22 protein-coding genes are annotated in these 26,121 nt (G+C 71.6%); 12 read left to right on the top strand and 10 right to left on the bottom strand.

Features of this window, described 5'->3' with window-relative positions:
* Positions 1-236 precede the first annotated feature (236 nt).
* Together ABKA17_RS09200 and ABKA17_RS09195 are read left to right on the top strand one after the other, a co-directional pair.
* Positions 237-1,865, top strand: a complete 1,629-nt coding sequence (locus ABKA17_RS09200) for a thiamine pyrophosphate-binding protein (RefSeq protein WP_353691403.1) — start codon at positions 237-239, stop codon at positions 1,863-1,865.
* A gap of 61 nt (positions 1,866-1,926) precedes the next feature.
* Positions 1,927-2,670: an IclR family transcriptional regulator gene (locus ABKA17_RS09195; RefSeq protein WP_353691402.1), complete on the top strand. Its 744-nt coding sequence runs from the start codon at positions 1,927-1,929 to the stop codon at positions 2,668-2,670.
* Here the strand turns inward: ABKA17_RS09195 and ABKA17_RS09190 are convergent.
* The 3 genes from ABKA17_RS09190 to ABKA17_RS09180 are packed head-to-tail and all read right to left on the bottom strand — an operon-like array spanning position 2,662 to position 6,252.
* Positions 2,662-4,131 (bottom strand): sugar ABC transporter ATP-binding protein, encoded by a 1,470-nt coding sequence (locus ABKA17_RS09190; protein ID WP_353691401.1) that lies wholly within the window; start codon positions 4,129-4,131, stop codon positions 2,662-2,664. The genes ABKA17_RS09195 and ABKA17_RS09190 overlap by 9 nt on opposite strands.
* Before the next feature lies 1 nt (position 4,132).
* Complete coding sequence (locus ABKA17_RS09185) at positions 4,133-5,224, bottom strand: sugar ABC transporter substrate-binding protein (protein WP_353691400.1); 1,092 nt, start codon at positions 5,222-5,224, stop codon at positions 4,133-4,135.
* Complete coding sequence (locus ABKA17_RS09180) at positions 5,221-6,252, bottom strand: ABC transporter permease (protein ID WP_353691399.1); 1,032 nt, start codon at positions 6,250-6,252, stop codon at positions 5,221-5,223. The genes ABKA17_RS09185 and ABKA17_RS09180 overlap by 4 nt, the downstream gene beginning before the upstream one ends.
* A 151-nt stretch (positions 6,253-6,403) precedes the next feature.
* On the opposite strand from ABKA17_RS09180, the gene ABKA17_RS09175 reads away from it, so the two are divergent.
* A complete protein-coding gene (locus ABKA17_RS09175) occupies positions 6,404-7,129 on the top strand; it encodes an SDR family NAD(P)-dependent oxidoreductase (RefSeq protein ID WP_353691398.1) in 726 nt (241 codons plus the stop codon).
* On the opposite strand, the gene ABKA17_RS09170 is transcribed toward ABKA17_RS09175, so the two are convergent.
* The gene (locus tag ABKA17_RS09170; protein WP_353691397.1) at positions 7,115-7,840 is read right to left on the bottom strand and encodes a MerR family transcriptional regulator; all 726 of its coding nucleotides are present in this window, start codon (positions 7,838-7,840) and stop codon (positions 7,115-7,117) included. The two genes, ABKA17_RS09175 and ABKA17_RS09170, sit on opposite strands and share 15 nt — an antisense overlap.
* 138 nt (positions 7,841-7,978) lie before the next feature.
* Here ABKA17_RS09170 and ABKA17_RS09165 point away from each other — a divergent pair, with 138 nt between their 5' ends.
* The 4 genes from ABKA17_RS09165 (at position 7,979) to ABKA17_RS09150 (ending at position 10,582) form a co-directional block, all read left to right on the top strand.
* A complete protein-coding gene (locus ABKA17_RS09165) occupies positions 7,979-8,467 on the top strand; it encodes a macro domain-containing protein (protein WP_353691396.1) in 489 nt (162 codons plus the stop codon).
* Positions 8,464-9,399: a PfkB family carbohydrate kinase gene (locus tag ABKA17_RS09160; RefSeq protein WP_353691395.1), complete on the top strand. Its 936-nt coding sequence runs from the start codon at positions 8,464-8,466 to the stop codon at positions 9,397-9,399. Before ABKA17_RS09165 ends, ABKA17_RS09160 begins: the two co-directional genes overlap by 4 nt.
* Positions 9,396-9,809, top strand: a complete 414-nt coding sequence (locus tag ABKA17_RS09155; RefSeq protein ID WP_353691394.1) for a hypothetical protein — start codon at positions 9,396-9,398, stop codon at positions 9,807-9,809. Before ABKA17_RS09160 ends, ABKA17_RS09155 begins: the two co-directional genes overlap by 4 nt.
* Positions 9,810-9,895: 86 nt before the next feature.
* Positions 9,896-10,582, top strand: coding sequence for a DUF6766 family protein (locus tag ABKA17_RS09150; protein WP_353691393.1), 687 nt, complete (start codon positions 9,896-9,898; stop codon positions 10,580-10,582).
* A 24-nt stretch (positions 10,583-10,606) separates the two neighbouring features.
* Here ABKA17_RS09150 and ABKA17_RS09145 read toward each other — a convergent pair whose 3' ends face one another.
* Positions 10,607-12,136: a M1 family metallopeptidase gene (locus tag ABKA17_RS09145; protein WP_353691392.1), complete on the bottom strand. Its 1,530-nt coding sequence runs from the start codon at positions 12,134-12,136 to the stop codon at positions 10,607-10,609.
* A 204-nt stretch (positions 12,137-12,340) separates the two neighbouring features.
* Between ABKA17_RS09145 and ABKA17_RS09140 the strand changes: the two genes are divergently transcribed.
* The 3 genes from ABKA17_RS09140 (at position 12,341) to ABKA17_RS09130 (ending at position 17,306) form a co-directional block, all read left to right on the top strand.
* Complete coding sequence (locus tag ABKA17_RS09140) at positions 12,341-14,296, top strand: Xaa-Pro dipeptidyl-peptidase (protein WP_353691391.1); 1,956 nt, start codon at positions 12,341-12,343, stop codon at positions 14,294-14,296.
* Positions 14,293-15,537 (top strand): M14 family metallopeptidase, encoded by a 1,245-nt coding sequence (locus tag ABKA17_RS09135; protein ID WP_353691390.1) that lies wholly within the window; start codon positions 14,293-14,295, stop codon positions 15,535-15,537. The genes ABKA17_RS09140 and ABKA17_RS09135 overlap by 4 nt, the downstream gene beginning before the upstream one ends.
* Before the next feature lie 65 nt (positions 15,538-15,602).
* A complete protein-coding gene (locus ABKA17_RS09130; protein ID WP_353691389.1) occupies positions 15,603-17,306 on the top strand; it encodes a BCCT family transporter in 1,704 nt (567 codons plus the stop codon).
* 20 nt (positions 17,307-17,326) lie between these two features.
* On the opposite strand, the gene ABKA17_RS09125 is transcribed toward ABKA17_RS09130, so the two are convergent.
* Positions 17,327-18,277: an FAD-dependent oxidoreductase gene (locus ABKA17_RS09125; RefSeq protein WP_353691388.1), complete on the bottom strand. Its 951-nt coding sequence runs from the start codon at positions 18,275-18,277 to the stop codon at positions 17,327-17,329.
* 67 nt (positions 18,278-18,344) lie between these two features.
* Here ABKA17_RS09125 and ABKA17_RS09120 point away from each other — a divergent pair, with 67 nt between their 5' ends.
* On the top strand, positions 18,345-19,367 hold the full coding sequence (locus tag ABKA17_RS09120) for an oxidoreductase (protein ID WP_353691387.1): 1,023 nt from the start codon (positions 18,345-18,347) through the stop codon (positions 19,365-19,367).
* Between the two features lie 34 nt (positions 19,368-19,401).
* Here ABKA17_RS09120 and ABKA17_RS09115 read toward each other — a convergent pair whose 3' ends face one another.
* The gene (locus tag ABKA17_RS09115) at positions 19,402-20,319 is read right to left on the bottom strand and encodes a peptidoglycan-binding protein (protein WP_353691386.1); all 918 of its coding nucleotides are present in this window, start codon (positions 20,317-20,319) and stop codon (positions 19,402-19,404) included.
* A gap of 202 nt (positions 20,320-20,521) precedes the next feature.
* Between ABKA17_RS09115 and ABKA17_RS09110 the strand changes: the two genes are divergently transcribed.
* On the top strand, positions 20,522-22,162 hold the full coding sequence (locus ABKA17_RS09110; RefSeq protein ID WP_353691385.1) for an ABC-F family ATP-binding cassette domain-containing protein: 1,641 nt from the start codon (positions 20,522-20,524) through the stop codon (positions 22,160-22,162).
* On the opposite strand, the gene ABKA17_RS09105 is transcribed toward ABKA17_RS09110, so the two are convergent.
* The 3 genes from ABKA17_RS09105 to ABKA17_RS09095 form a co-directional block, all read right to left on the bottom strand.
* Positions 22,159-23,322, bottom strand: a complete 1,164-nt coding sequence (locus ABKA17_RS09105; RefSeq protein WP_353691384.1) for a serine hydrolase domain-containing protein — start codon at positions 23,320-23,322, stop codon at positions 22,159-22,161. The two genes, ABKA17_RS09110 and ABKA17_RS09105, sit on opposite strands and share 4 nt — an antisense overlap.
* A 164-nt stretch (positions 23,323-23,486) precedes the next feature.
* The gene (locus ABKA17_RS09100; protein ID WP_353691383.1) at positions 23,487-25,886 is read right to left on the bottom strand and encodes a Tex family protein; all 2,400 of its coding nucleotides are present in this window, start codon (positions 25,884-25,886) and stop codon (positions 23,487-23,489) included.
* Positions 25,887-25,966: 80 nt separating this feature from the next.
* Positions 25,967-26,098, bottom strand: coding sequence for an LPFR motif small protein (locus tag ABKA17_RS09095; protein ID WP_353691382.1), 132 nt, complete (start codon positions 26,096-26,098; stop codon positions 25,967-25,969).
* Positions 26,099-26,121: the final 23 nt, after the last annotated feature.

Raw genomic sequence — 26,121 nt, 5'->3', positions numbered from 1 at the left:
GGACAAGGCCCCTTCAGGGCCGTTGGGGGTCCAGGGGGCGGAGCCCCCTGGGTGCGGGGTCGAAGGGGCAGCGGCCCCTGGAGGATGGGAACGGGTAGGGGCGGCGGGGGCGAGGAAAAAGCAAGACATCCGCGCCCCATACCGCTCAGCGACACGACCCCCTTGCTCCGCGCACACCGGGCCCCCCACGCTGACCGGCGAACCGGTCGGTCCCCGTCCCCACCGAGGAGCCCCCCATGGGAACCCGTCCCGCCCTCGCCCTCCTGGACATCCTCCGCGGCGAGGGCGTGGACCGGGTCTTCGGCAACCCCGGCACCACCGAACTCCCCTTCCTCGCCGCGCTGTCCCAGACCGAGAACGCCCCCGAGTACGTCCTCGGCGTACACGAGGGCGCCGTCGTCGCGATGGCCGACGGATACGCCCGCGCCACCGGCAGGCCCGCCTTCGTGAGCCTGCACGTCGCCGCAGGCCTGGCCAACGGACTCATCGGCCTCCTCAACGCCCGCCGCTCCCGCACCCCCCTCGTCGTCACCGCGGGCCAGCAGGACCGCCGCCACCTCCAGCAGGACCCGATGCTCTCCGGCGACCTCGTCACGCTCGCCGCACCCGCGGTGAAGGCGGCGTACGACATCCAGCACGCCCACGACCTGCCACTGGCGTTACGCCGGGCCTTCGCCCTGGCCGTACGACCGCCCGCCGGGCCGGTGCTGCTGTCCATCCCCATGGACGTGCTCACCGAGGACACCGAGGTCGAGATCCCGGCCCCTACCCCAGCGCCCCCGCCGGGCCCCGCCCCCGGCATCGAACGCGCCGCCGTCCTGCTCGGCGGCGCCGCCCGCCCCGCGATCGTCGCCGGGGACGGCGTGGGCCGCGAGGACGCCCTCGGCGCCCTGGTCCGCACCGCGGAGGCCTGCGGCGCGACCGTGCACCACCAGCCCATGGCCGACTGTCTGAACTTCCCGACCACCCACCCCCTGTACGCCGGGATGCTGCCGCCCCGCCACGACGCGATCCGCGCCGCGCTCGCCCCGTACGACGTGCTGCTCATCGCCGGCGCCCACGCCTTCACCCCGCACCACTACACGCCAGGACCCGCGCTGCCGCCCGGCCTCACGGTCGTCCAGCTCGACTCCGACCCCGACGAGATCGGCCGCAACTTCCCCGCCGAGGCGGGCCTGGTCGGCCATCTCGACCCCTCCCTGCACCGCCTAGCCGACCTGCTGCGCGACCGCGTGCCCGACCGCACCGCCAAGGGCCGCATGCTGCGCGCCGGCGAACGGCACGCCGTGGAGCGCGACCGCGTCGAGTCCGCCGCCCGCGCCGCCTACTCCCCGGCCCCCATCGCCCCCTGGGCGGCCGCCCATGCCGTGGCCCGCGGTCTGCCGCCCGGCGCCGCCGTCGTCGAAGAGGCCATCACCGTAGGGCTGTTGCTGCGTCGTCTGGTACGTCTCGACAGCCCCGGCAGCTACACGCACACCGTCGGCGGCGGCCTCGGCTGGGGCATCGGCGCCGCCGTCGGCCGGGCGCTCGCCGAGCCGGGGCGGCCGGTGGTCGCCGTACTGGGTGACGGCTCGGCCCTGTTCGGGCTCCAGGGGCTGTGGAGCGCCGCCCGGCAGTCGGCCCCCGTCCTGTTCGTCGTGATGGGCAACGGCGCCTACCGCACCCTCCAGGACGCCTACGAGGCGATGGGCGGCCAGGGCCCGTGCCCCGGCTCCGACCTGGGCTCGCTGGACTTCACGCGGGCCGCGGGCTTCTTCGGCGTCGACGCGGTTCGTGCGGAGAGCGCGCAGCACCTGCGCGAACTCGTCGCCGGGGCAGGGGAGTTGACGGGGCCGCTGCTGGTCGACGTACCCATCCGGCCATGATCGGCCACTCACAGCGACGCGCACCTTGCCACTCGCGCACGCGGGCAGCACCATTCGGTCCATGACGGACGACGGTCCTCTGCCCAAGTCGGTGCTCGCCCGCGGTGCGACGCTGCTGCGCGCCTGCGGGGACTCGGGGACCGCCCTCAGCCTCGCCGAACTGGCCCTGCGCACCGGGCTGCCGAAGCCCACGGCCCACCGGCTGATCGGCGAACTGGTCCGCCTCGGTCTGGTCGAGCGCACCCCCGAAGGCAGCTACCGGATCGGGCTCGGCCTGTTCGTCCTCGGCCAGTCCGCGCCGTCCGTGCGCGAGCTGCGGGACGCCGCGCTGCCGTATCTGGGCGATCTGCACGAGGCCACGCACGAGAACGTGCACCTCGCCGTCCCGGACGGCACCGACACCCTGTTCCTGGAGAAGATCACGGGCCGCCGGGCCACCCCGATCGTCTCCCGCACCGGCGGCCGTCTCCCGGCGCACTGCACCGCCACCGGCAAGGTCTTCCTCGCCGAGGACCCCCGCCCGCCCCACCGCACCCTGCTCCGGCTGACCCCCCGCACCCTGGTCCTGCCCGGTCAGCTCGCCCGCGACCTCGCCCTGACCAGGGCCCGCGGCTTCGGCGTCAACCTGGAGGAGGCCGAGGTCGGCGTCTCGGCCGTCGCCGCCCCCGTCTACGCCCACCACCGGGGCTCCCGCCCCGTCGCCGCGATCTCGGTGACGGGCGGCACGCGCCGACTGGACGTGGACCGGGTGGGAGCACGGGTGTGCGCGGCGGCACGGGCGCTCACGCGCACGCTGTCAGCCTGACGCCGACGCCCCCCGCTGCATCGCGACCGCCAGCGCGTGCTCCGTCAGCTGCGCCCCGTGCACCTCCTCCGTCACCCGCCCCCGCACGAACACCAGCACCCGGTCGCACACCTCCGTCAGCTCCGCCAGGTCCGTCGACGCGATCAGCACCGCCGCGCCGCCTGCTGCCAACTCGCTCACGATGCGGTGCATTTCGGCCCGCACGCCGACGTCGACGCCCCGTGTCGGATCGTCGAGGACCACGATCCTCGGTTCGGTCGCCAGCCACTTGGCGAAGACGACCTTCTGCTGGTTGCCCCCGGACAGCCGGGCCACCACGTCGTGCGGCCCGCCCCGCAGCCGCAACCGCTCGGTCAAGTCGGCGCTACGGCGGACCAGTTCGGAGCGTGCGGGCGCGATGCCGCCCCGGCCGAGGCCCAGCCAGCTCACCGATGTCGTGTTCTCCCACACCTCCCGGTCCACCATCAGCCCGTACCGCTTGCGGTCGCTCGGCACGAACGCGACACCCGACCGCACCGCGTCCCGCAGCGAGTGCGGCAGCCCGCGCCCGCCGATGTCCACCCGGCCCGCGGAGATCGCCGTACGGCCGCAGACCACCTCCAACGCGCCGAGATGGCCCGCCCCTTGGAGCCCCGCGACCCCGACCACCTCACCCGCCCGGACCGTGAACGTCACGTCCGCGAGCTTCCCGGGCACACTCACCCCCGACAGCACCACGGGCGGCGGCAGATCGACCACGGTCCGCGCCCGGCGCACCTGCCGCTCGGGCCGGCCGCCCAGCATCGCGGTCACCAGCTCGGGCACGTCGACCTCCTCGCGGCGCACCCCGGCCAGCGCGACCCGCCCGTCCCGGAGCACGGTGACGCGCTGCGCGAACCGCATCACCTCCTCCAGGAAGTGGGTGACGTACAGGACGGCGATGCCCCGCCCGGTGAGCGTGCGCAGCACCCCCTCCAGCCGGTCGACGGCGGCGGCCGGCAGGGCCGAGGTCGGCTCGTCGAGGATCAGGAGCCGGGGGCGCCGCAGCAGTGCCCGCGCGATCTCCGTCAACTGCTGGTCGGCGAGGGAGAGTTCGCCGACCTCCGTGCCGAGCTCGACGTCCAGGCCCAGCTCGGCGAGGCCCGGCCGGGCCGCCCGGTCCATGGCGCCCCGGTCGAGCAGGCCGAAGCGGCGCGGCGGACGGTGGGGGAAGAGGTTCTCCCGCACGGTGAGGTCGGGGAACAGGCTCAACTCCTGGGAGACGGTGGCGATCCGGACGTCCCCGGCCGGCCGCACCACCCCCTCCTCCGCCGGCAGCGTCCCGGACACGATCCGCACCAGCGTCGACTTGCCCGCGCCGTTCTCCCCGACCAGCGCGTGCACCTCGCCGCCCCGCAGCCGCAGTCCGGCTCCGTCCAACGCCCGTACGCCGCCGTAGGACTTGACCAGCCCCTGTGCCACGAGGATGTCGCCGTGGCTCATCTCAGCGCGCGTCCTTCAGGGGACGCAGCTGCCCGTCCTGGTCGCCGAGGAGCTTGTCGATCGTCGGCCTGTACCAGTCGTAGGCCGCTTCCGGGGACTTCTGCCGGGCGATGACCTCGGCGATGTTGGAGGAGTCGACGACCCCGCCGGGGGAGAGGAACCAGCCGTCCGGCAGCTTGCCGTCGTTGTCGCGCACCGAGTCGATCAGGATCGCCGTGGAGAGATAGCCCTTGAGGAAGTGCTGGGGGTCGATGGCGACGAAGTTCGAGCCGTCCTCGACCGCGTCCAGGGTCTTCGGGTCGACATCGAAGCCGGCCGTCAGCCACTTCCCCTTCTTCTGCTTCTTGATCTTGGCCAGGTTGTAGCTGTCGGCGTCCCCGACGCCGAGGAACGCCAGCGCGTCCGGATGCGCGTTGACCTGCGCGGACCAGGAGCTGTAGTTCTGGCCGGGATCGCTGTACGTCTGGAAGGGGCCGACGATCTCGACGTTCGGCGCCTCCTTCGCCAAGGTGTCGGCGATGCCCCGCGCCCGGTTGTCCAGCACCGGCGTACCGGGATTGGGCACGCCGATGGCGACCTCACCCTTCGGATCGTCGCCCAGCCGCTTCAGCGCCTCCTTCGCCATCAGCTCGCCGAGCGCGTAATTGTCGTTGCCGACATAGAAGTTCACCTTGCTGCCCTCGGTGGGGGAGGTGTCCAGGGCGACGATCGGGATGCCCTTGTCGACGGCCCGGGCGGCGGGGCGGGTGAAGATCGGCGGGTCGAGGTTCTCCAGGACGATGCCGTCCCTGGCCGTGGTGGTGAGGTTCTGGAAGAGCTGCACCTCGGCCGGCCCGTCGGTGTTGGGCGGGCCGACCGCCTGGAGGTCGACGTCCTCGGCGTGGCTCGCCGCGCTCTCGGCGCCCAGCACCATCTCGTGGGCGAAGTTGAGCGAGATGTTGGCCACCGCGATCCCCATGTCCAGCTTGCCGCCCTTGCCGCCGGACCCCTCGCCGTCGCCGCACCCGGAGGCGCCCAGCAGTGCCAGGACGCCGAGAGCGGCGGCCACCGTACGCAGTCGTGGGTGCATCAGGGCCTCCAGGGAGCGGCTCATTGACGGCGGCGTCCGGTGCGGCGCAGCGCGCTGTCCGCCGCGACCGCGACGAGGATGACCCCGCCGGTCGCGAACGACGTCCAGTTGATGGGTACTTCGAAGAACACGAGCCCGGCGGCCACCACCGCCAGGATCATCGCCCCCGCCACCGCGCCGACCACCGAACCGCGCCCCCCGGCCAGCGGGGTGCCGCCGATGATGCACGCGGCGATGGCCTGCAACTCGTACCCCTGGCCCAGGGTCGGGTCGCCGGCGCCGTAGAACGCGAGGGCGAGCACGGCGGCGCACGCCGTGGTCAGCCCGGACAGCCCCAGGGCCTGCACCCGGGTGCGTACCACCGGGATGCCGCTGAAGGCGGCGGCGTCGGGATTGGAGCCGACGGCCCGCACCCGGGCCCCGAAACGGGTGCGGCTGAGCACCACGGCCAGCACCGCGACCACCGCGAGCAGCACCCACAGCGCGAACGGCACCCCGCCCGGATCGCCGCCCGCGAAGGTGAAGAACGAGTCGTCCAGCGGCAGATCGGTGATCTGCTTGCCGTCGGCCAGCGCCAGCCCGACACCCCGGTACAGCATCAGCGTGCCCAGCGTGACGATGAACGACGGCAGCGCGAGCAGCGTCGTCACCAGCGCGTTGAACACCCCGAGCGCGATCCCGGTGAGCAGCATCACCGGCACCGCCGCCCAGGGCGCCCACCCGTCCCGCACCAGCAACGCCCCCACGACCAGCACCATCGCGTACGTGCCGCCCACGGACAGGTCGACCTCGCGCATGGCCAGCGCGAAGACCATGCCGCACGCCATCAGCGAGATGTAGACGGAGTTGTGGGCGGTGGACAGCAGGTTGTCCGTGTCGAAGAAGTCCGGGTACGGGATGCCGATCGCCAGCACCAGCAGCCCCAGCACGAGCAGGACACCGAGTTCGTCCCGTACCAGCCGGCGCGGCGGCAGCGGCCACCGGCGGCGCGGCCCGGTGTCCTGGGCGCGGGCGCGCTCGGCGTCGTCCACGGCACGCTCGGTCTCGGTCATCGGGCACGGCTCCCGTACGGCTGCGGCTGCGGGCCGCCCCCACGGGCGACTGGCCGCAGCGTCGGGCCCACGGGCGCGGGCGGCAACACGGGCGTTCCAGCGAGTGGAATGCGCTCTTGCCGGGCGCCTGACGGGTCATCACACTCGCCCCATGGAGACGCGTACCGCCCTGGTGACCGGAGCGGCACAGGGCCTCGGGCAGGAGTTCGCCGTCGCGCTCGCCGGGCGCGGCTACCGGGTCGCGGGCCTCGACCTGGTCCCGCAGCGGGAGACCGCGGGCCGCATCCTCGACTATCTGGAACTGGTCGCGGACGTCACCGACGAGGAGGCGGTACGGGCCGAACTGGAGCGTGTCGTCGACCAGTTCGGCACCTTGCACGTCGTCGTCAACAACGCCGGCGTCTACCCGTCGAAACCCTTCGAGGAGACCACCGCCGAGGACTGGCGCCGGGTCATGCGCGTCAACCTGGAGGCCCCGTTCCTGGTGACACAGGCGGCGCTGCCGTACCTGAAGGCGGCCGGGTGGGGGCGGGTCGTCAACATCGCCTCCGCGGCCGTGTTCACCGCGCCGCCCACGATGGTCCCCTACGTCGCCTCGAAGATGGGCCTGATCGGCTTCACCCGCGCGCTGGCCGCCGCGCTCGCCCCGCACGGGATCACCGTCAACGCCATCGCGCCCACCATGGTCCGCACCGCCACCGCCGAGCGCACGGTCGGCGCGGACGGCGGCTTCGCGTCCGTGCGCGCCGGACAGGCCGTCGACCGCACCCAGGAGCCCGCCGACCTCGTCTCGACGCTGCTGTACGTGGTGGACGAGGGCAGTGGCTTCCTGACCGGCCAGACCCTCAACGTGTCAGGCGGGTCAGCCTACTTGTGAGGGGCCGGACGAGCCCGGGACCCATTCGCTGAGCTCCTCCTTCAACGACCGCTGGAACGTGGTCAGCAGCGCCTGCACCACGATCGGATGCATATGGGCGGACAGCGACTTCACGTCCTGCGTGTCCCGCTGCGACACCTCGCCCCGGAACAGCTCCGCCAACTCGTGCGCCGCCGCCCGCGAATGCTCGACCAGCACCCCGCGCGCGGCGAGGATCGACTCCAGGGACAGCGGTACGTCGAGCAGTTGCACACCGAGCCGCAGCAGCCCCGAGTCGAAGCGGTAGACGTCCCCGTCCGGCCGTACGACGTTCATCGCCGCCAGCCGCTCCACGTCCGCGTCGCTGAGCGACCGCCCCGCCCGCCGCGCCAGCTCCTCCCGGCCGGCCGTCTCCGCCGTGTCGGGAGCCCAGGAGGCGACCACCGCGCGGTGGATCGCGAGATCGTGCGGGCTCAGGTCGGGCGGCAGCTGCCGCAGATACCGCTCGATCGCCGCCAGCGTCATCCCCTGGTGCTGAAGCTCCTCGATCAGCGCCAGCCGAGACAGATGCTCCTGCCCGTAGTGCCCCACCCGCCGCGGACCGATCACCGGCGGCGGCAGCAATCCCTTGGTGCCGTAGAAGCGGACCGTGCGCACCGTGACGCCCGCCCGCGCGGCCAGCTCGTCGATCGTGAGGTCGGTCGCGTCGATCTCGGTGGGTTCGGTCGTCATGTGCAGCAGTATCGCTGTCTCACCAGTGCTGTGAAACCTCGTGGGCCCCCGTGACGACCATCCCCGGCGATCACGCGAGAAACCGTGGCCAGGGAAAACCCGAGGGCCACTGTCAGTGCCGCCCTCTACGGTGGCGTCATGTCGGAGATCACTTACGTCAGGGGTGACGCCACCGTTCCGTCGGTGAAGGGCGTCAAGGTGATCGCCCATGTCTGCAACGACATCGGGGGATGGGGAAAGGGCTTCGTGCTGGCGCTGTCGCGCCGCTGGCCGGAGCCGGAGGCGGCGTTCCGCGCCTGGCACCGGGGACGCGCGTCGAACGACTTCGGGCTCGGGGCGGTCCAGTTCGTCCAGGTCGAGCCGTACGTGTGGGTGGCCAACATGGTCGGGCAGCGGGGCATCCGCACGGGCAGCAAGGGCGTACCCGTGCGCTACGAGGCCGTCGACGCGGCCCTGGCGAAGGTCGCCGACAAGGCCGCGGAACTCGGCGCCTCCGTGCACATGCCACGGATAGGGTGCGGGTTGGCCGGGGGCAAGTGGTCCCGGGTCGAGCCGCTCGTCCGGGAGCGGCTGGCCGGGCGGGGGATCGCGGTCACCGTCTACGACCACGGGGAGGGCCGGAGTTGAGCAGGGACATCGACGTACTGGTACTGGGCGGCGCGGGCGTCGACACCATCGTGTACGTGCCGGAGCTACCGCTCCCGTACGCGGACAGCTACATGATCGACTCCGGGATCCGTACCCGCGCCGGCCAGACCGGGGACTTCGTCGCCGTCGGTCTGACCGCCCTGGGCCTGCGCACCCACCACCTCGACATGCTCGGCGACGACCCCGAGGGCGACCTCGTCCGCGCCCTGCACCGCGACCGCGGCATCGGCCTCACCGCCGTACCCCAGCCCGCCGGCACCAAGCGCGCCGTCAACCTCGTAGGACCGGACGGACGACGCCTCTCCCTGTACGACGTGAGCCGCTCGCACCCGCAGGACCGGCTGCCCGAGGCAACGGTCCGGGAGCTGGCGGAGTCCAGCCGGCACGCGCATGTGTCGATCACCCAGCCCTGCGCCCACGCCCTGCCCGCCCTGCGCGAGTCCGGCGTGAGCATCTCCACCGACCTGCACGACTGGGACGGCGAGAACCCCTACCACGAGCCGTTCGCGTACACGGCGGACGTGGTCTTCCTCTCCGCCGCCGCCCTCACCGACCCGGAGCGCACCATGCGCCGGATCGTCGAACGCGGCCGCGCCGAGGTCGTCGTCGCCACCGCCGGAGCAGAGGGCGCCCATCTGCTCGCCGACGGTGAGCTGACCCGGATCCCCGCGGTCGCCCCGCCCGCCCCGGTCGTGGACTCCAACGGCGCGGGCGACGCCTTCGCCGCGGCCTTCCTCTACGGCAGGCTGACCGGCGAGCCACCGCACCGCAGTGCCCTGTACGGGGCGATCGCCGGCGCCCACGCCTGCACGGTGCCCTCGACGGAGACGGACGCGATAGGACGGGACACGCTCCACGCCCGTGTGACCGGTTTTTCGAGTGCGGAGGAAGCGGGTACCCGAGCTTTGTGAGAAAGGTGCGCTGGATCGGCACACTGGCAGTCCTGTCCCTCTGCGGACTGGGGCTCGCCGGTTGTGACAGTGCCGGGGAGCGCGAGTCGGCGGCCTCCGCCGCGGCGACCGGATTCGAGCGTCTGCTGCGCTCCGACGACACCGCGGGCCTGTGCGCGGCCCTCGCGCCGGAGACCCGGAGCGAGGTGGAGGAGTCCGAGAAGGAGGCCTGCGAGAAGGCGATCGCCTCCCAGGACATCCCCCTCGGCGGCGACATCCGCGGCACCGACGTCTACGGTCGGCAGGCACGTGTGGTCCTCGAATCGGACACGCTGTTCCTGTCGCGGTTCACGGACGGCTGGAAGGTCGTCGCGGCCGGTTGCGTCCCCCGCCCGGGTCAGCCCTACCAGTGCGTGATCAAGGGAGGCTGACGCCCTATGCGGGTCATGTTCACGCTCTGTCTGGTCATCGTCGTCGGCGGCCTCGCCTACTTCACCGCTGTGGGGCTGATGTACCGATGACCACGAGAACGCGCGGATTCCTTCGCGACAACGGACTGGGCCTGGGATTCGGCCTCGCCTTCCTGCTGGCGCTCGTGGGACAGGCGATCGCCGGACACGCGGACTTCAACAACCAACTGGCCTCCGACGGGCTCGCCCAGGTCGGATTCGGCGAATATCTGATGTCGTCCGATTTCGCCGTCGACGTGACGGAGAACTGGCAGTCCGAATATCTCCAGTTCTTCCTCTACATCACCGCGACCGTATGGCTTCTCCAACGCGGCTCACCCGAATCGAAGGAGATGGACAAAGCCGGAACGGAATCGGACCGGGCCCAGCAGGTGGGCCCGTACGCCCACCGGTACTCGCCGCGCTGGGCCCGCGGCCACGGCTTCCGGCGGCACGTCTACTCGCACTCGCTCGGGCTGGTGATGGGCACCCTGTTCGCCCTGTCGTGGCTGGCCCAGTCGATCAGCGGAGTCGCCGCGTACAACGAGGAGCAACTGCGCGGGCTCCAGGCGCCCATGAGCTGGGGCGGCTACATCGGCTCCGCGGACTTCTGGAGCCGGACCCTGCAGAACTGGCAGTCCGAGCTGCTCGCGGTCGCCTCCATGGCGATCCTGTCGATCTACCTCCGACAGCGCGGCTCGCCGGAGTCCAAGCCCGTCGGGGCGGCCCACACCTCGACCGGAGTCGAAGGCTGACCGGACCGCCCCGCCGCGCTCCTCCTAGTGACCGAGCTCGTGCCCGTGCCCGTGCTGTCCGTGCTCGTGCACGTCGTTCGTCGCGGCGATCTTCTTCCACGACTTCGGCTGCACCGACGCGTCCGCCGCCCGCGCGATGGACGCGCTCGCCGCCGCGGGCGCGGCCGGCTTCGACGGCTGGAACAGCCAGGTGTCGAAGAGCGCCGACAGCGACTGTCCCGACACCTGTTCCGCGTACGCCTGGAAGTCGGCCACCGAGGCGTTGCCGTACGCGTACTTCTGCGGCCAGCCCTTCAGGGTCGCGAAGAACGCCTCGTCCCCGATCTCGTTGCGCAGCGCCTGCAGGGCCAGCGCCCCACGGTCGTACACGGCGCCGTGGAACTGGTTCTCGGGCCCGGGGTCGCCCGGCTTCACCGTCCAGAAGGGATCGTCGGCCGGACGTGAGGAGTACACGTAGTCGGCGATCTCCTGCGCGGTGCCCTCACCCTCGTGCTCGGACCACAGCCACTGCGCGTAGCGCGCGAAGCCCTCGTTGATCCAGATGTCCCTCCAGCCCTTGACCGACACGTCGTCGCCGTACCACTGGTGCGCCAGCTCGTGCACGACGACGGACACGTTCGACCCGCTCGCGAACTGCCGGGGGCTGTAGAACGGCCGGGTCTGCGTCTCCAGGGCGTACCCCACCTGCGGGGTGTTGGGCACATAGCCGCCGAGCGCGCTGAAGGGATACGGCCCGAAGTACTCGCTCAGCCAGTCGGCGACCTCCCCGGTCCGCTCGACACTCGCCCGCGCCGAACCGGCGTTGTCGCCGAGATCCTTGCTGTACGCGTTGACGACCGGGATACCGCTCTCGGAGGTCCCCGTGGTCACGTCGAAGCGGCCGGCCGCGAACGTGGCCAGATAGGTGGCCTGCGGCTTGTTGGAACGCCAGTTGTAACGGGTCCAGCCCAGGCGTGAAGTCGTCGACTGGAGCGTGCCGTTGGAGACGAACTGGGTGCCGGTCGGCACCTGCACCGACACGTCGAAGGTCGCCTTGTCGAGCGGGTGGTCGTTGCTCGGGAACCACCACCAGGCCCCCTCGGGCTCGCCCGCGGCGACCCCGCCGTCCGGGGTGCGCAGCCAGGCGTTGAAGCCGTACGCCTCCTTCGACGACGGCACCCCGCTGTAGCGCACCACCACGGTGACCGCCGTGCCCTTGGCCAGCGGTGTCTTCGGGGTGATCTCCAGTTCGTGCTCCCCGGAGGTGGTGAACGCCGCCTTCGCGCCGTTGACCCGTACCTCGCCGACGTCCAGCAGGAAGTCCAGGTTGAAGCGCGACAGGTCCTCGGTGGTACGGGCGAGCAGGGTGGCCGTGCCCTCGAGTTCGTCCGTCGCCGGCTGGTACTTCAGACGCAGGTCGTAGTGGGAGACGTCGTATCCGCCGTTGCCGTAGGCCGGGTAGTAGGGGTCGCCGATGCCCGGAGCGCCGGGGGAGTGGCTCGCGGCCGACGCCGGGATCGCCAGCAGGACGGACGCGGCGGCCAGTGCGCCGGGCGTGATGAGTCTGCGGTGCACGAAAGCTCCAAGTCGTAGGGGCACGAAGTCTGTTCGGAGCCTATTCATCACCTGTGAGCCCACGCGTGTCCACGGCCGCTGCCGTCACACGATCGCCATTCGGCCGTCATGAGCGATCACGTCCCACGCACCTTTCCAGCCACACTCCACCCGCCCCGATCGGCCCTCTTTTGCACGGGAGTTGACCGCTGTACCGTCCGCCGCATGCCGATACGCACGCGCTTCACGACCTGGAGACCGCTCGCGACGGCGGCCACCGCCGCCCTGCTGACCACCTTCCTCGCGCCGGCCGCCGCACAGGCCGCCCCGCGCGAGAGCAAACCCGTCTACTCCTACGCCGACGCCGTCCGCGAGGCCGTCTGGGTGGACACCGGACTCGACGGAGACGGCGACGGCAAGAAGGACCGCGTCGCCGTCGACATCGTCCGCCCCCGCGAACCGGCCGGACAGGGCCGCAAGGTTCCGGTCATCATGGACGCCAGCCCCTACTACTCCTGCTGCGGGCGCGGCAACGAGAGCCAGAAGAAGACGTACGACGCACAGGGCAACGTCGTCCAGGCGCCGCTCTTCTACGACAACTACTTCGTGCCCCGCGGCTACGCCTTCGTCGGCGTGGACCTCGCCGGCACGAACCGCTCCGACGGCTGCGTCGACGTGGGCGGCCGCTCGGACATCCTCTCCGCCAAGGCGGTCGTCGACTGGCTGAACGGCCGGGCCACCGCCTACACCAGCCGCACCGGCACCGACCGTGCCAAGGCGACCTGGACCAACGGCCGGACCGGCATGATCGGCAAGAGCTGGGACGGCACCATCGCCAACGGCGTGGCCGCCACCGGCGTCAAGGGCCTGAAGACGATCGTCCCGATCAGCGCCATCTCCTCCTGGTACGACTACTACTTCCAGCAGGGCGCTCCCCTCTACGACTCCGGCCCCGACTGGCTGTCCGACTATGTCAACAGCCCCGACGCCCGCGCCAAGTGCGACGCCGTCCAGCAGAAGATCGTCGCCGGCGCCCCGCGCACCGGTGACCGGACCGACTTCTGGACCGAGCGCGACTACGTCAAGGACGCCCGCAAGATCAAGGCCAGCGTCTTCGCGATCCACGGGCAGCAGGACCTCAACGTCCGGATGAAGCACCTCGGCCAGTGGTGGGACGCCCTCGGCCGCAATGGCGTCGAGCGCAAGATCTGGCTCTCCCAGACCGGCCATGTCGACCCCTTCGACTTCCGGCGCGCGCAGTGGGTCGACACCCTGCACCGCTGGTTCGACCACGAACTCCTCGGCTACGACAACGGCGTCGACCGTGAGCCGATGGCCGACATCGAGCGCCACCCCGACCAGTGGGTGACCTCCAAGGTCTGGCCCCCGCGCACCACCTCCACCGCCACCCTGCGCCCCGCCCAGGGCACCGAGCCCGGCGTCGGCACCCTCGGCCTCTCCCGCGCCAAGGGCACCGAGACCTTCACCGACAACCCGGCGCTGAACGAGACCGACTGGGCGGCGCAGATCGACACCGCCACCCCCGACAAGGCGGGCTTCACCACCGGCGCCCTCACCAAGGACCTGCGCCTGGCCGGCTCCTCCAAGGTCACCGTCACCGCGACCCCGACCACCTCGACGGCCCACCTCTCCGCCGTCCTCGTGGACCTCGGCCCCGCGACCATCCGCGACTACGCGGCGAGCGGCGAAGGCATCAGCACGCTCACCGACCGCACCTGCTGGGGCGCGAGCACCGCCGGGGACAGCGCCTGCTTCAAGGAGACCAAGGCCAGGACGGCCGACGTCGACTACGAGGTCGTCAGCCGCGGTTGGGCCGACCTGGGCACCTACGCGAACCCCGGCAAGGGCGTCCCGCTCACCCCGGGCAAGGCGTACACCATCACCCTCGACCTGGCCGCCACCGACCACGTGGTCCCCGCCGGTCACCGTCTCGCCCTGATCGTCGCGGGCACCGACAAGGACCTGATCGACCCGCCGTCGACGACCCCGACGCTCACGGTCGACCTGTCCCGTACGAAGGCGAGCGTCCCGCTGGTCGGCGGCGCCCCCGCCTTCGCCCAGGCCACCAAGGGCGCCGAGACCGCCGTACCCGAGGCCGTGACGCTCGACGGCGTCCAGGCCCCGCGCACCGTCCAGCGAGTCCCCGGTGAAGCCCGTTGATCCGGGCCCTCACCCTGAGCACGGCGGCCCTGGCAGCGTCCTTGGTCGCCGTGCCGGCCCACGCGGCCGACGCCCCGCCGCGCACCGGCTTCGAGAAGTCGAACGGAGCCCGCTGGACCGGCGAGGCGGAGGAACAGGACTTCCTGGCAGCCGTCGACGCGGCGAGCGACCGTCTCTCCGTCGCCCGCATCGGTACGACGAAACAGGGCCGGCCCCTGCAACTGGCCCGCCTGGGCAGGCCGGACGCCCCGAGCAAGGTGCTCCTCGTGTGCAGCCAGCACGGCGACGAACCCTCCGGCCGCGAGGCCTGTCTGTCGAGGATCCGCGACCTGGCGTACGCGAAGGACGCCGGCACCCGGCGCTTCCTGGACCGCACCACCCTGCTCGTCGTGCCCACCGCCAACCCCGACGGCCGGGCCGCCGACACCCGGGGCAACAGCGACGGCGTCGACGTCAACCGCGACCACCTCGCGCTCGCGACGGCCGAGGGCCGGGCCATGGCCGCCGTGATCCGCGACCGGAAGCCCGACATCGTCTACGACCTGCACGAGTACTCGGCCACACCCCCCTACTACGACAAGGACCTCTTCGACCTCTGGCCCCGCAACCTCAACACCGACGAGCAGGTCCACGACGAGGCCGAGACCCTGTCCCGGGCCCATGTCCGCCCCGCCGCCCGGGACGCCGGGTACACCACCGGCACCTACGGCATCTGGACCGACCCCGTCACGGGCGACCCGATCAAGCAGACCGCCGGTGACGGACAGGAACGCATCCTGCGGAACATGTCCGGCGTCAAGCACGCGGTCGGCCTGCTCATCGAGAGCCGCGTCGACAACCTGTCCGGCGTCGACGAGGCGACGAACAACCGGCGCCGCGTGAACTCCCAACTGGCCGCACTGAAAGGCCTGTTCGGGTACGCCGACGAGCGGCGCGGCCGGATCGAGGCGGCCACGACCACGGCCCGCCACGAGGGCTACGCCGACACCGGTCCGGTCTACCTGGGCGGCGCCGACAACGACCTGCCCGAACCCGCCGAGGTGATCGCGGACCCGCCCTGCGGCTACCGGCTCACCGACGACCAGTACGCGCAGGTCAAGGACGAACTCGCCCTGCACGGAGTCCGCACCAAGGGCACCTGGGTCCCGCTCCGCCAGCCCCTGCGCGCCCTCGTCCCGCTGCTCCTGGACGAACGCGCCGCATACCACCTCACGATCGGGGAACCCGACACCGACTGTTGAAACCATGACGATCCGCGGTACCTGTGGTAGGTCGTAACCACGACTTTCAGGAAAAGGTGCCGCAAATGACAGAAGACCTGAAGAAAAGGGGCGGTCGGGAAGGTCCTTCGGACGTTCCCGACCCCCACACCACGGACCGGGTGGTGTTCGGGGTCACCGCCGTCATCACCGTGGCCTTCGTGATCTGGGGCTCGACGGGCACGGACTCGCTGGAGAGCGTCTCCACCAAGATGCTCAACGGCCTCATCCACAACGGCGGTTGGGCCTTCATGCTGGCCGCCTCATGTTTCGTGGTCTTCGCCCTCTGGCTCGCGGCCAGCCGCTACGGCCGCATCCACCTCGGCGCCGAGGGCGAGGAACCCGAGTTCAGGACCGTGTCCTGGGTCGCGATGATGTTCAGCGCCGGCATGGGCATCGGCCTGATGTTCTACGGCGTCAGCGAGCCGCTCTCGCACTACACGACCCCGCCCCCGGGCACCGACCCCGCCAACTCCGGTGACCGCATGGAGACGGCGATGGCGACCACCCTCTTCCACTGGACGCTGCACCCCTGGGCGATCTACGCGGTGGTCGGGCTCGCCATCGCCTACAGCACCTTCCGCAAACGCCGCCGCCAGACCATCAGCGCCGTCTTCACCCCGCTCATCGGCGAGAAACACGCCAACGGCACCGGCGGCCGGATCATCGACATCCTCGCGATCATCGCCACCGTCTTCGGCTCTGCGGCCTCCCTCGGCCTCGGCGCGCTCCAGATCGGCTCCGGCTTCCAGGAGCTCGACTGGATGGACGACGTCAGCGAGGGCCTGCTGGTCGCCATCATCGCCGTCCTGACCCTGGCCTTCGTCGCCTCGGCGGTCTCCGGGGTCGAGCGGGGCATCCAGTGGCTGTCCAACACCAACATGGTGCTCGCCCTGATCCTCGCCGTGTTCGTGTTCATCGCCGGGCCCACGATCATCGTCCTCGACCTGCTGCCCACCTCGATCTTCGCCTACCTCGGCGACCTGCCCCAGCTCGCCGGGCGCACCGAGGCCAGCGGCGGCGCGGGCGTCGCGGACTGGCTCGGCAGCTGGACGGTCTTCTACTGGGCCTGGTGGATCTCCTGGACGCCGTTCGTCGGCATGTTCATCGCCCGCATCAGCCGCGGCCGCACCATCCGCCAGTTCGTCGGCGGCGTCATCCTCGTCCCCAGCACCGTCAGCCTGATCTGGTTCGCGGTCTTCGGCGGTACGGCGATGAAGCTCAAGGAAGGCGGCGCGCTCGGCGGAGAGGACACCCCCGAGGGGCAACTCTTCGGTGTGCTCCAGGAGTTCCCCATCGCCACGGCCACCAGCCTGCTCGTGATGATCCTGGTCGGCATCTTCTTCGTCTCCGGCGCCGACGCCGCCTCCATCGTGATGGGCACGCTCTCCCAGCGGGGCGCGCTGGAACCCGGCCGGTTCGTGGTCGTGTTCTGGGGCGTGGTGACGGGAGCCGTTGCCGCGATCATGCTCCTGGTGGGCAGCGGCCAGGGCGACGCGCTGACCGGCCTGCAGAACCTCACGATCCTCGCCGCCGCGCCCTTCGTCCTCGTGATGATCGGCATGTGCGTCGCCCTCATGCGCGATCTGCGCCGGGACCCGGTCATCGTGCGCGGCGAAATGGGCTCCGAGGCCGTCGAACTGGCCGTCATCGAGGGCCACAAGAAGTACGACGGCGACTTCGAGATCAAGGTCGGCCCGGGTGCGGGCACGGAGACGGAGGGCGACCCACTGGGCCACGACCACGGCTGAGCAGGGGAGTTGCGAGGAGTTCAGGGGGAGGCGAGCCGGGCCGCCTCCGCCGCACATCCCCACGCCACCGTCACCCCGGCCCCGCCGTGCCCGTAGTTGTGCACCAACGCCCGCCCGCCCGGCAGCGGTTCGCGCTCCAGACGCACCGCGTCCCGCGTCGGCCGCAGCCCCACCCGATGCCCCAGCACCCGCGCCCCGGCGATCTCCGGCCGCAGCGCCGCACACCGCCGTACGATCGCCTCGGCCACCGCCGGATCCGGCTCCGTGGACCAGGCGTCCTCCTGCGCCGTGCCGCCCAGGACCAGTCGGTCGGGGTGCGGGAAGAAGTACGCCATCTCGCCGTCGGCGTCCGTGGAGGCGACCCAGGTGCGGACGTTGGGGTTCTCCACCACGACCAACTGCCCCCGCACGGGCCGCACGGAGGGGTCCGGCACCAGCTCGCGCGCGCCCACCCCCGTGCAGTTGACCACCACAGGCGCCGCCACCGCCGCGAGGTCGGACACCGTACGCGTCTCGACGACCCCGCCCGCCTCGGTCAACCGCCGCCGCAGCCACGGCAGATGGACCGTCATGTCGATGAGCGGCAACCGCACCCAGAGCCCGTCCCCGGCGTACTCGCCGGCCGTCGCCGTCCGCAGACCCGGCAGCCGCTCGCCCACCCAGGCGCGGGCCTCGTCCAGGTCCCCTTCGCCCAGTACTCCTTCGACCATGCGTACGCCGGTGCGATCCGGGTCCGCCGCGAGCTCCTCGTACACCTCCAGCGAACGCAACGCCCACGCGCGCGCCGAGGCGGCCGGCTCGATCCGGTACGGCCACCACAGCGCCCCGGCAACCGCCGAGGTGGTGCGCTCGACGGGATCCCGGGTCCACACCCGCACCCGCTCGCCCCGCTCGGCGAGCACCACGGCCGTCGTCAGCCCGATGACCCCGCCGCCGACCACCACGACATCGCCGCTCAGCTCACTGTCCACGCCAGGACGTTAGCGGAATGTCCCATTGCCGTGCTCAGAGGGCGCTTGCTGCGGGAATACTCGCAGCATGTCTGCCGAGTACGCGACCTTCGGCCTGGCACCGGCGATGCGTGCCGGTGGAGTCCTCGTCAACGGTGACTACCAAGTCCACCGGGACTTCGTGGACTTCATCGTCGACGGGCGACCGTTGCTCTTCCAACTCTCCGACCTCGACGCCGTCTCCCCACTGGCTTCGGACGTCCCACCCGCGATCTTCGCCGCCCAGGTCCGCAGCCTCCTGCTGGAGACCGACGCCCCGCTGCGGGGCGGGCGCTACGTCATCTACGGCTGTCCCGAATGCGAGGACCTCGCCTGTGGCGCGGTCACCGCCGTCATCGAGAAGGAGGGCGCCGACTTCATCTGGCGCGACTTCGCCTGGCAGACCGACGAGCACGCCGACCTGGAGCTCAACGGCTACCACGGCATCGGGCCCTTCCGGTTCCGCGGCCCGGAGTACCGCCGGGCCCTCGACTCCCTGCTCGCCCCCGACTCCGCGAGCCCGCGCCGCCGCGTCCTGCTGATCGGCGCCCGGGTCGCACTCCTCGCCAAGCTCGCCGCCGCCCTGCGCACCATCGGGATCGGCGCCGACATCACCCACGACGCCGACGGCGTCCCGGCCGACGAACTGCGGGCCTACGGAGCCGTCGCCTTCGGCCGCGCCGTCGGTCAGCAGGAACGTGCCGCCGTACGCCGCTCCTTCGAACAGGCCGGCGTCGAGGTGACCTACGTCGACGGCCTCGCCCCGATCGTCCCTCTCCTCGTCGCCCAGATAGAGCACGCCCTCGACCGCAGCCCGCAGGACCAGCGCCGGCTGACCCGGCTGGTCGCCGCCGACGGCGAGGCGGGCGTCGAGGTCACCTCACCGTGCCGGGTGCGCCTCACGGCGTACCGCCTCGACCGGCTCTTCCGCACCCACGCGGCGGAGGTCTTCGACGGTGTCCTGGAGGCGGGGCGGCACCGCATCGCGCTGGACGCCAAGGCCGTGAAGGGGGAGTCGTTCGTCGTGGCGCGGACCTCCGGCAGCGTGCTGGTGGAGGCTATGGCGCACTGAGAGGACGGCCCCCGGCGCGCCGGGGGCCAGGGCCTCAGGAGAACAGCAGGCGCCAGGTCAGCGGACCGGGGCTGCCGTCGGCGTCGCCGCGCAGCTCCTTGCGCGACTTCTGGAAGTCCCGCACGTTGAGCCGGTCCGCCTCGCCCCACGTGCTGCTCGGGCCGACCCTGTAGTGGTCGCCGAACCCACGCTTCACCAGCTGCCTGCCGACCTGGAGGACGTACTTGTTCGAGGCTCCGGCCGTGAAGTACTTGCGGCCAGGGAAGGCCGGCACCTTCGGCTTGGCCGGCGTGTTCGTCGCGGGCGCGTCGTCGTCCACGTCCAGCTCGGCCTTGGCGTACTTCAGGAGCGCGGGGAAGTCGATCGCCCCCGGGTCCCCGTGGTCGTTCTCGACGACGTGGAGGTGCCCGCATATCCCCTTGAACGCGTTCCACTCGGCCGCCGACATCCGGGCCCCGTTGCCCCTGCCGTACGAGCCGGGATACGCGGGCCACTCCTTCGGCCCCGACAGCGGTACGCCGTGCTCCTCGTGCATCCAGGCCAGGAAGCGGGCGACGGACCGCAGCGCCCAGTCCGGGGCGTCCGGCCAGTAGATGTGCTCCTGGCTCGCCGCCATCCACTTCTTGTGCGTCTTGGGATCGCAGGTCCCGACCAGCTCGACCTGGCACACGTTCGCCGTGTTGGTCTCGGCCCCGCCCCGCAGGTTCACCAGCGCCCGGGAGGAGGTCTCCACGTCGAAGTGCTGGTACCACCTCAGCTTCTTGGCGGCGAAGTCCGGCACCGCCGTCAGGTTCGGGGCGGAGGACCCGCCGCCGTACCCGGGCAGGGTGCGGCCCTCCGTGGTGTGCAGCACGACGACATTGACCTCCATGGGGTCACCGCCGAAGTCGTCCTGGTACCAGTTCGCCCGGCTCGCGCCGGGGTAGCGCTGGGGACCCGTCTTGGTGCTCATCACAGACTCCTGGGAGAGGCGTGGCCGAAGGGCCGTGCGGTGCAAAGAAGTTGAGCGCAAAAGTACGACGAGTGTCTGTGCACGGGGCGTGTCACGGTTGTCGCGTCGTTGTCTTCCTGTTGCTTCGCCGCACCGGCGCCACCGCCCCCGGCCGGACAGGAGGGAAAACCCGTCGACGGCCCTCGCTAGGATCGGTCCCCTGATGACTGCAACCCTCGTCGCCAAGAATCTCGCCGCCGGCCACGGCGACCGCTCCCTGTTCGCCGGGCTGGACCTCGTCGTCGCACCCGGCGACGTCATCGGGCTGGTCGGAGCCAACGGCGCGGGCAAGTCCACCCTGCTCAGGCTGCTCGCCGGGCTCGTCACCCCCGAGGAGGGCGAGCTGCGCCTCTCCCCGCCGACGGCGAGCGTCGGCCACCTCCCGCAGGAGCCGGAGCGCCGGCCAGGCGAGACGATCCGGGAGTTCCTGGCCCGCCGCACCGGCGTCGCCGAGGCCCAGCGGGTGATGGACGAGGCGACCCAGGCTCTGGTCGACGGGGCACCGGGCGCGGACGACGCGTACGCCACGAGCCTGGAGCGCTGGCTCGACCTCGGCGGCGCCGACCTCGACGAGCGCGCCGAGGAGGTCGCCGACTCCCTAGGCCTGGCGGTCGACCTCGACCAGCCGATGACGTCCCTGTCCGGCGGTCAGGCGGCCCGGGCGGGCCTCGCCTCCCTCCTGCTCTCCCGCTACGACGTCTTCCTCCTCGACGAGCCCACCAACGACCTCGACCTGGACGGCCTGGAGCGCCTGGAGCGCTTCGTCAGCGGCCTCAGGGCCGGCACGGTCGTCGTCAGCCACGACCGCGAGTTCCTCACCCGCACGGTCACCAAGGTCCTCGAACTCGACCTCGCCCAGGGGCAGATCAACCTCTACGGCGGCGGCTACGAGGCCTATCTGGAGGAGCGCGAGGTGGCCCGTCGGCACGCCCGCGACGACTACGAGGAGTACGCCGACAAGAGGTCGGCCCTCCAGGACCGGGCGCAGACCCAGCGCTCCTGGATGGACAAGGGCGTGAAGAACGCGCGCCGCAAGGCGGGCAACGACAACGACAAGATCGGCCGCAAGTTCCGCAGCGAGGCCAGCGAGAAGCAGGCCGCGAAGGCCCGGCAGACCCAGCGCATGATCGAACGCCTGGAGGTCGTCGAGGAGCCGCGCAAGGAGTGGGACCTGCGCATGGAGATCGCCTCGGCCCCGCGCTCGGGCTCGGTCGTGGCGACCCTGCGGGAGGCGGAGGTCCGCCGCGGCGACTTCGTGCTCGGCCCGGTGACCCTCCAGATCGACTGGGCGGACCGGGTCGCGGTCACCGGCGCGAACGGCGCCGGCAAGTCGACCCTGCTCGGGGCGCTGCTGGGCCGCGTCCCGGTCGACGCGGGCACCGCCGCCCTCGGCTCCGGCGTCCTGATCGGCGAGGTCGACCAGGCCCGCAAGCTGTTCCACGGCCCCGAGTCACTGCTGGACGCCTTCTGCGCCGCGGTCCCCGACACCGAACCGGCCGAGGTCCGCACCCTCCTCGCCAAGTTCGGCCTGAAGGCGAACCACGTCCTGCGCCCGGCGGCCACCCTCTCCCCGGGTGAGCGGACGAGGTCCGCCCTGGCCCTGCTCCAGGGCCGGGGCGTCAACCTCCTCGTCCTCGACGAGCCCACCAACCACCTCGACCTCCCCGCCATCGAGCAGCTCGAGTCGGCACTGGAGGCCTACGAGGGCACGCTGCTCCTGGTGACGCACGACCGCCGCATGCTGGACGCGGTCCATGTGACCCGCCGTCTGGAGGTCGCGGACGGCAAGGTGACCGAGCGCTAGGACCGGTGCCGCAGCAGCGCGCAGACGAGGTTCTCCTGCACCGCGCGCATCCGGCGCAGCAGATCGGGCTTCTGGGCCTGGTTGATCTGGGTGGTGACCGAGAACGTCAGTGACCGTTGCCCGTCAGGTGTGGCCGCGATCAGCTGGGTGTAACCGAGGGTGTTGCCGGTGTGCCCCAGCACCACGCCGCAGCGGGTGGTGTAGCGGAAGATGCCGAGCCCCGCGTCGTTGCGCCCGGGCCCCTTGGGCTCGGAGCTGCCCTGGATCCAGTCTCGCTGCGGCTCCACGACCTGCCGGCCGTAGAGCCGCCCGCCCGCGTAACCGCGGATGAAGCGCGTCATGTCGGCGGGCGTGGACACGATCCCGCCCGAGGCCCACACCCCGGACATGCCGAGCACCTCGCTCACGTCCTCGGGCGGGTCGGGCGGGCTCACGTCGTAGCCGTGCAGATAGGGCTTCGGCATCCGGTAGCCCTGCGGCAGGCTGGTGTCGCGCAGTCCCAGCGGCCGGTACACCAGCTTGTGCAGCAGCCGCTCGTACGGGGTGCCGGTGGCCGCCTCCGCCATCAGGGCCACGGCGATGTTGTCCGAGTTGGAGTACTGGTACCGGGAGCCCGGGGTGAACCGCAGGGGTTCTTTGGCGGCGAAGTCCAGCAGTCCGCGGGAGTCGAAGCGGTGCCGGGGGTCGGCTTGGATGATCTTCAGGAACCCGGGGCTCTGGGAGAAGTCGGGCAGCCCGCTGGTGTGCTGCAACAACTGCCGCAGCGTCACGGCGTGCCAGGCCTTGGGCAGCCGGGGCAGCCGCTCACCGAGGGTGTCGTCGAGGCGCAGGGCGTCCCACTCGACGAGGGAGAGCGCGACCGCACCGCTGAAGGCCTTGGCCGTACTGGCGATACGCATGTGGTCGTGCGGCGCGGGGCGGCGACCGGTGTCAAGATCGGCGACCCCCGCCTTGAGGACCCGGCTGCGCCCGCCGTCCCGAAGCACGGCGATGACACCGGGCGGACCACCGGGCGCGTCGACGAGCTCGTCGAGCTGCCGCTGGAGCCCGTCGTCGGGAGGTGTGGCGGCATCGGCGGCCACGGGAGTCAGGGCGGCCAGGGAGGCCGTGATCAGGGTGGCGGCCAGGAGCCGACGGGATCTGACGGATCGGACAGGCATGGGCTCTCCCGGGCGGGTCGGACTGACCCGCCCAGCTTCGCCCCGCCCGGACCCGGGCAGCGGTTCGAGCTACTGCACCTGGCGCAACGGGGAAGGGGCGCGGGGAACTGCGCGACCAGCCACGACCGACCCGCAGCCTCCCCACAACCCGATCGGCGAAGCCGTCAGCGCTTGCCCTTCTTCGGATCGAGCAGCCCCGCCTTGCGCAACGCATCCGCCATCGCACTGTTGGCCGGCGGCGCCGCCTGACGCGAACCGCCCCCTTGACCACCACGGCCACCGCCCTGCCGCTGCTGGCCCTGCTGCCGCTGCTGGGGCGGACGTCCGCCCCGCTGCCGGCGCTCGCCCCCGCCGCCCTGCTCACCCTGCGGAGCCGCTTCGTCGTCCAGCCGCAGCGTCAGCGAGATCCGCTTGCGCGGGATGTCGACGTCGAGGACCTTCACCTTGACGATGTCACCCGGCTTCACCACGTCCCGCGGGTCCTTCACGAACGTCTTCGACAGCGCGGACACATGCGCGAGCCCGTCCTGGTGGACGCCGATGTCGATGAACGCCCCGAACGCCGCCACGTTCGTGACGACACCCTCCAGGACCATCCCGGACGTCAGGTCGGAGATCTTCTCGACGCCCTCCTTGAAGGTGGCCGTTTTGAAGGCGGGCCGCGGGTCGCGCCCCGGCTTCTCCAGCTCCTTCAGGATGTCGGAGACCGTGGGCAGACCGAAGGTCTCGTCCACGAAGTCGCTCGCCCTGAGCGAGCGCAGCACGCCCGTGTTGCCGATGAGGGACGCCACCTCCTGGCCGGACGTCTTCACCATGCGCCGGACCACCGGGTACGCCTCGGGGTGCACGCTGGACGCGTCGAGCGGATCGTCGCCGCCGCGGATCCGCAGGAAGCCCGCGCACTGCTCGTAGGCCTTCGGGCCGAGTCGGGCGACCTTCTTCAGCGCGGTGCGCGAGGTGAACGGACCGTTGGCGTCGCGGTGCGCCACGATGTTCTCGGCGAGGCCGGAGGTGATGCCGGAGACCCGGGCGAGCAGCGGGGCCGACGCCGTGTTGACGTCCACCCCCACGCCGTTCACACAGTCCTCCACCACCGCGTCCAGCGAGCGCGACAGCTTCACCTCGGACAGGTCGTGCTGGTACTGGCCGACGCCGATGGACTTCGGGTCGATCTTCACCAGCTCGGCGAGCGGGTCCTGGAGCCGGCGGGCGATGGAGACCGCGCCGCGCAGCGACACGTCCATGTCCGGCAGCTCCTGCGAGGCGAAGGCGGAGGCCGAGTACACGGACGCGCCCGCCTCGGACACCATCACCTTGGTGAGGTTCAACTCGGGGTGCCTGGTGATGAGTTCACCGGCGAGCTTGTCGGTCTCGCGGGACGCCGTGCCGTTGCCGATCGCGATCAGGTCGACCGCGTGCTCCTTGGCGAGCCGGGACAGCTTGGCGATGGCCTCGTCCCACTTGTTGGCCGGGACGTGCGGATAGATGACGTCCGTTGCGACGACCTTGCCGGTGGCGTCGACCACGGCGACCTTCACGCCCGTTCGGAAGCCCGGGTCGAGGCCCAGCGTCGCGCGCGTGCCGGCCGGGGCGGCGAGCAGCAGGTCGCGGAGGTTCGCCGCGAAGACGTTCACCGCCTCGTCCTCGGCGGCCGTCCGCAGCCGCAGCCGCAGGTCGATGCCGAGATGCACCAGGATGCGGGTGCGCCAGGCCCAACGGACCGTGTCCTTCAGCCACTTGTCGCCGGGGCGCCCGCGGTCGGCGATCTGGAACCGGTGGGCGACGATCCCCTCGTACGAGGAAGGACCCTCGGTCGCCTCCTCCGGCTCCAGGACGAGGTCGAGGACCTCCTCCTTCTCGCCGCGCAGCATCGCCAGGACGCGGTGCGAGGGCAGCGCGGTGAACGGCTCGGCGAAGTCGAAGTAGTCGGCGAACTTGGCGCCGGCCTCCTCCTTGCCGTCCCGCACCTTGGCGGCCAGCCGCCCGCGCACCCACATCCGCTCGCGCAGCTCACCGATCAGGTCGGCGTCCTCGGAGAATCGCTCGGTGAGGATCGCCCGGGCGCCGTCGAGGGCGGCCTGCGGATCGGCCACGCCCTTGTCGGCGTCGACGAACGCGGCGGCCGCGGCGAGCGGTTCGACGGTCGGGTCACCGAGCAGCCCCTCGGCGAGCGGCTCGAGCCCCGCCTCCCGGGCGATCTGCGCCTTCGTCCGCCGCTTGGGCTTGTACGGCAGGTAGATGTCCTCGAGCCGGGCCTTGGTCTCGGCCCCGCGGATCTGCGCCTCGAGCTCCTCGGTGAGCTTGCCCTGCTCGCGCACCGACTCCAGGATCGCCGTCCGCCGCTCCTCCAGCTCCCGCAGATAGCGAAGCCGCTCCTCGATCGTGCGCAGCTGCGCGTCGTCGAGCATCTCGGTCGCTTCCTTGCGGTAGCGGGCGATGAAGGGAACCGTGGAACCACCGTCGAGCAGCTCCACGGCGGACTTGACCTGCCGCTCCCGAACGCCGAGCTCCTCGGCGATCCTTCCTTCGATGGATCCGATGTCGATGGGCTCGCGTGTCGTCACGATGCCGTACCGCCTTCTCACTGAGGTTGCGCGGCAATTGTGGCAGGTGGCACCGACAGTCGGGGATCAGGGCGCGGACATCAGGCGCGGCGGCCGCGCGCGGAGCCGGAGGCACCGCCGAAGAGCCGGGCCAGCGCCCGGAAGGGCAGTGTCACGACGGTGCCGATGGCCCCGCCGATCTGCCGGAGTACGTCTGCGATCGCTCGGAACACGAACTTCCCCTTTCCTCACCCGG

This window comes from Streptomyces sp. RG80, from assembly GCF_040446465.1.
Lineage (GTDB): Bacteria > Actinomycetota > Actinomycetes > Streptomycetales > Streptomycetaceae > Streptomyces.
Note: the sequence above shows the minus strand (reverse complement) of the source record. Positions and strands in the feature narration are given on the sequence as shown.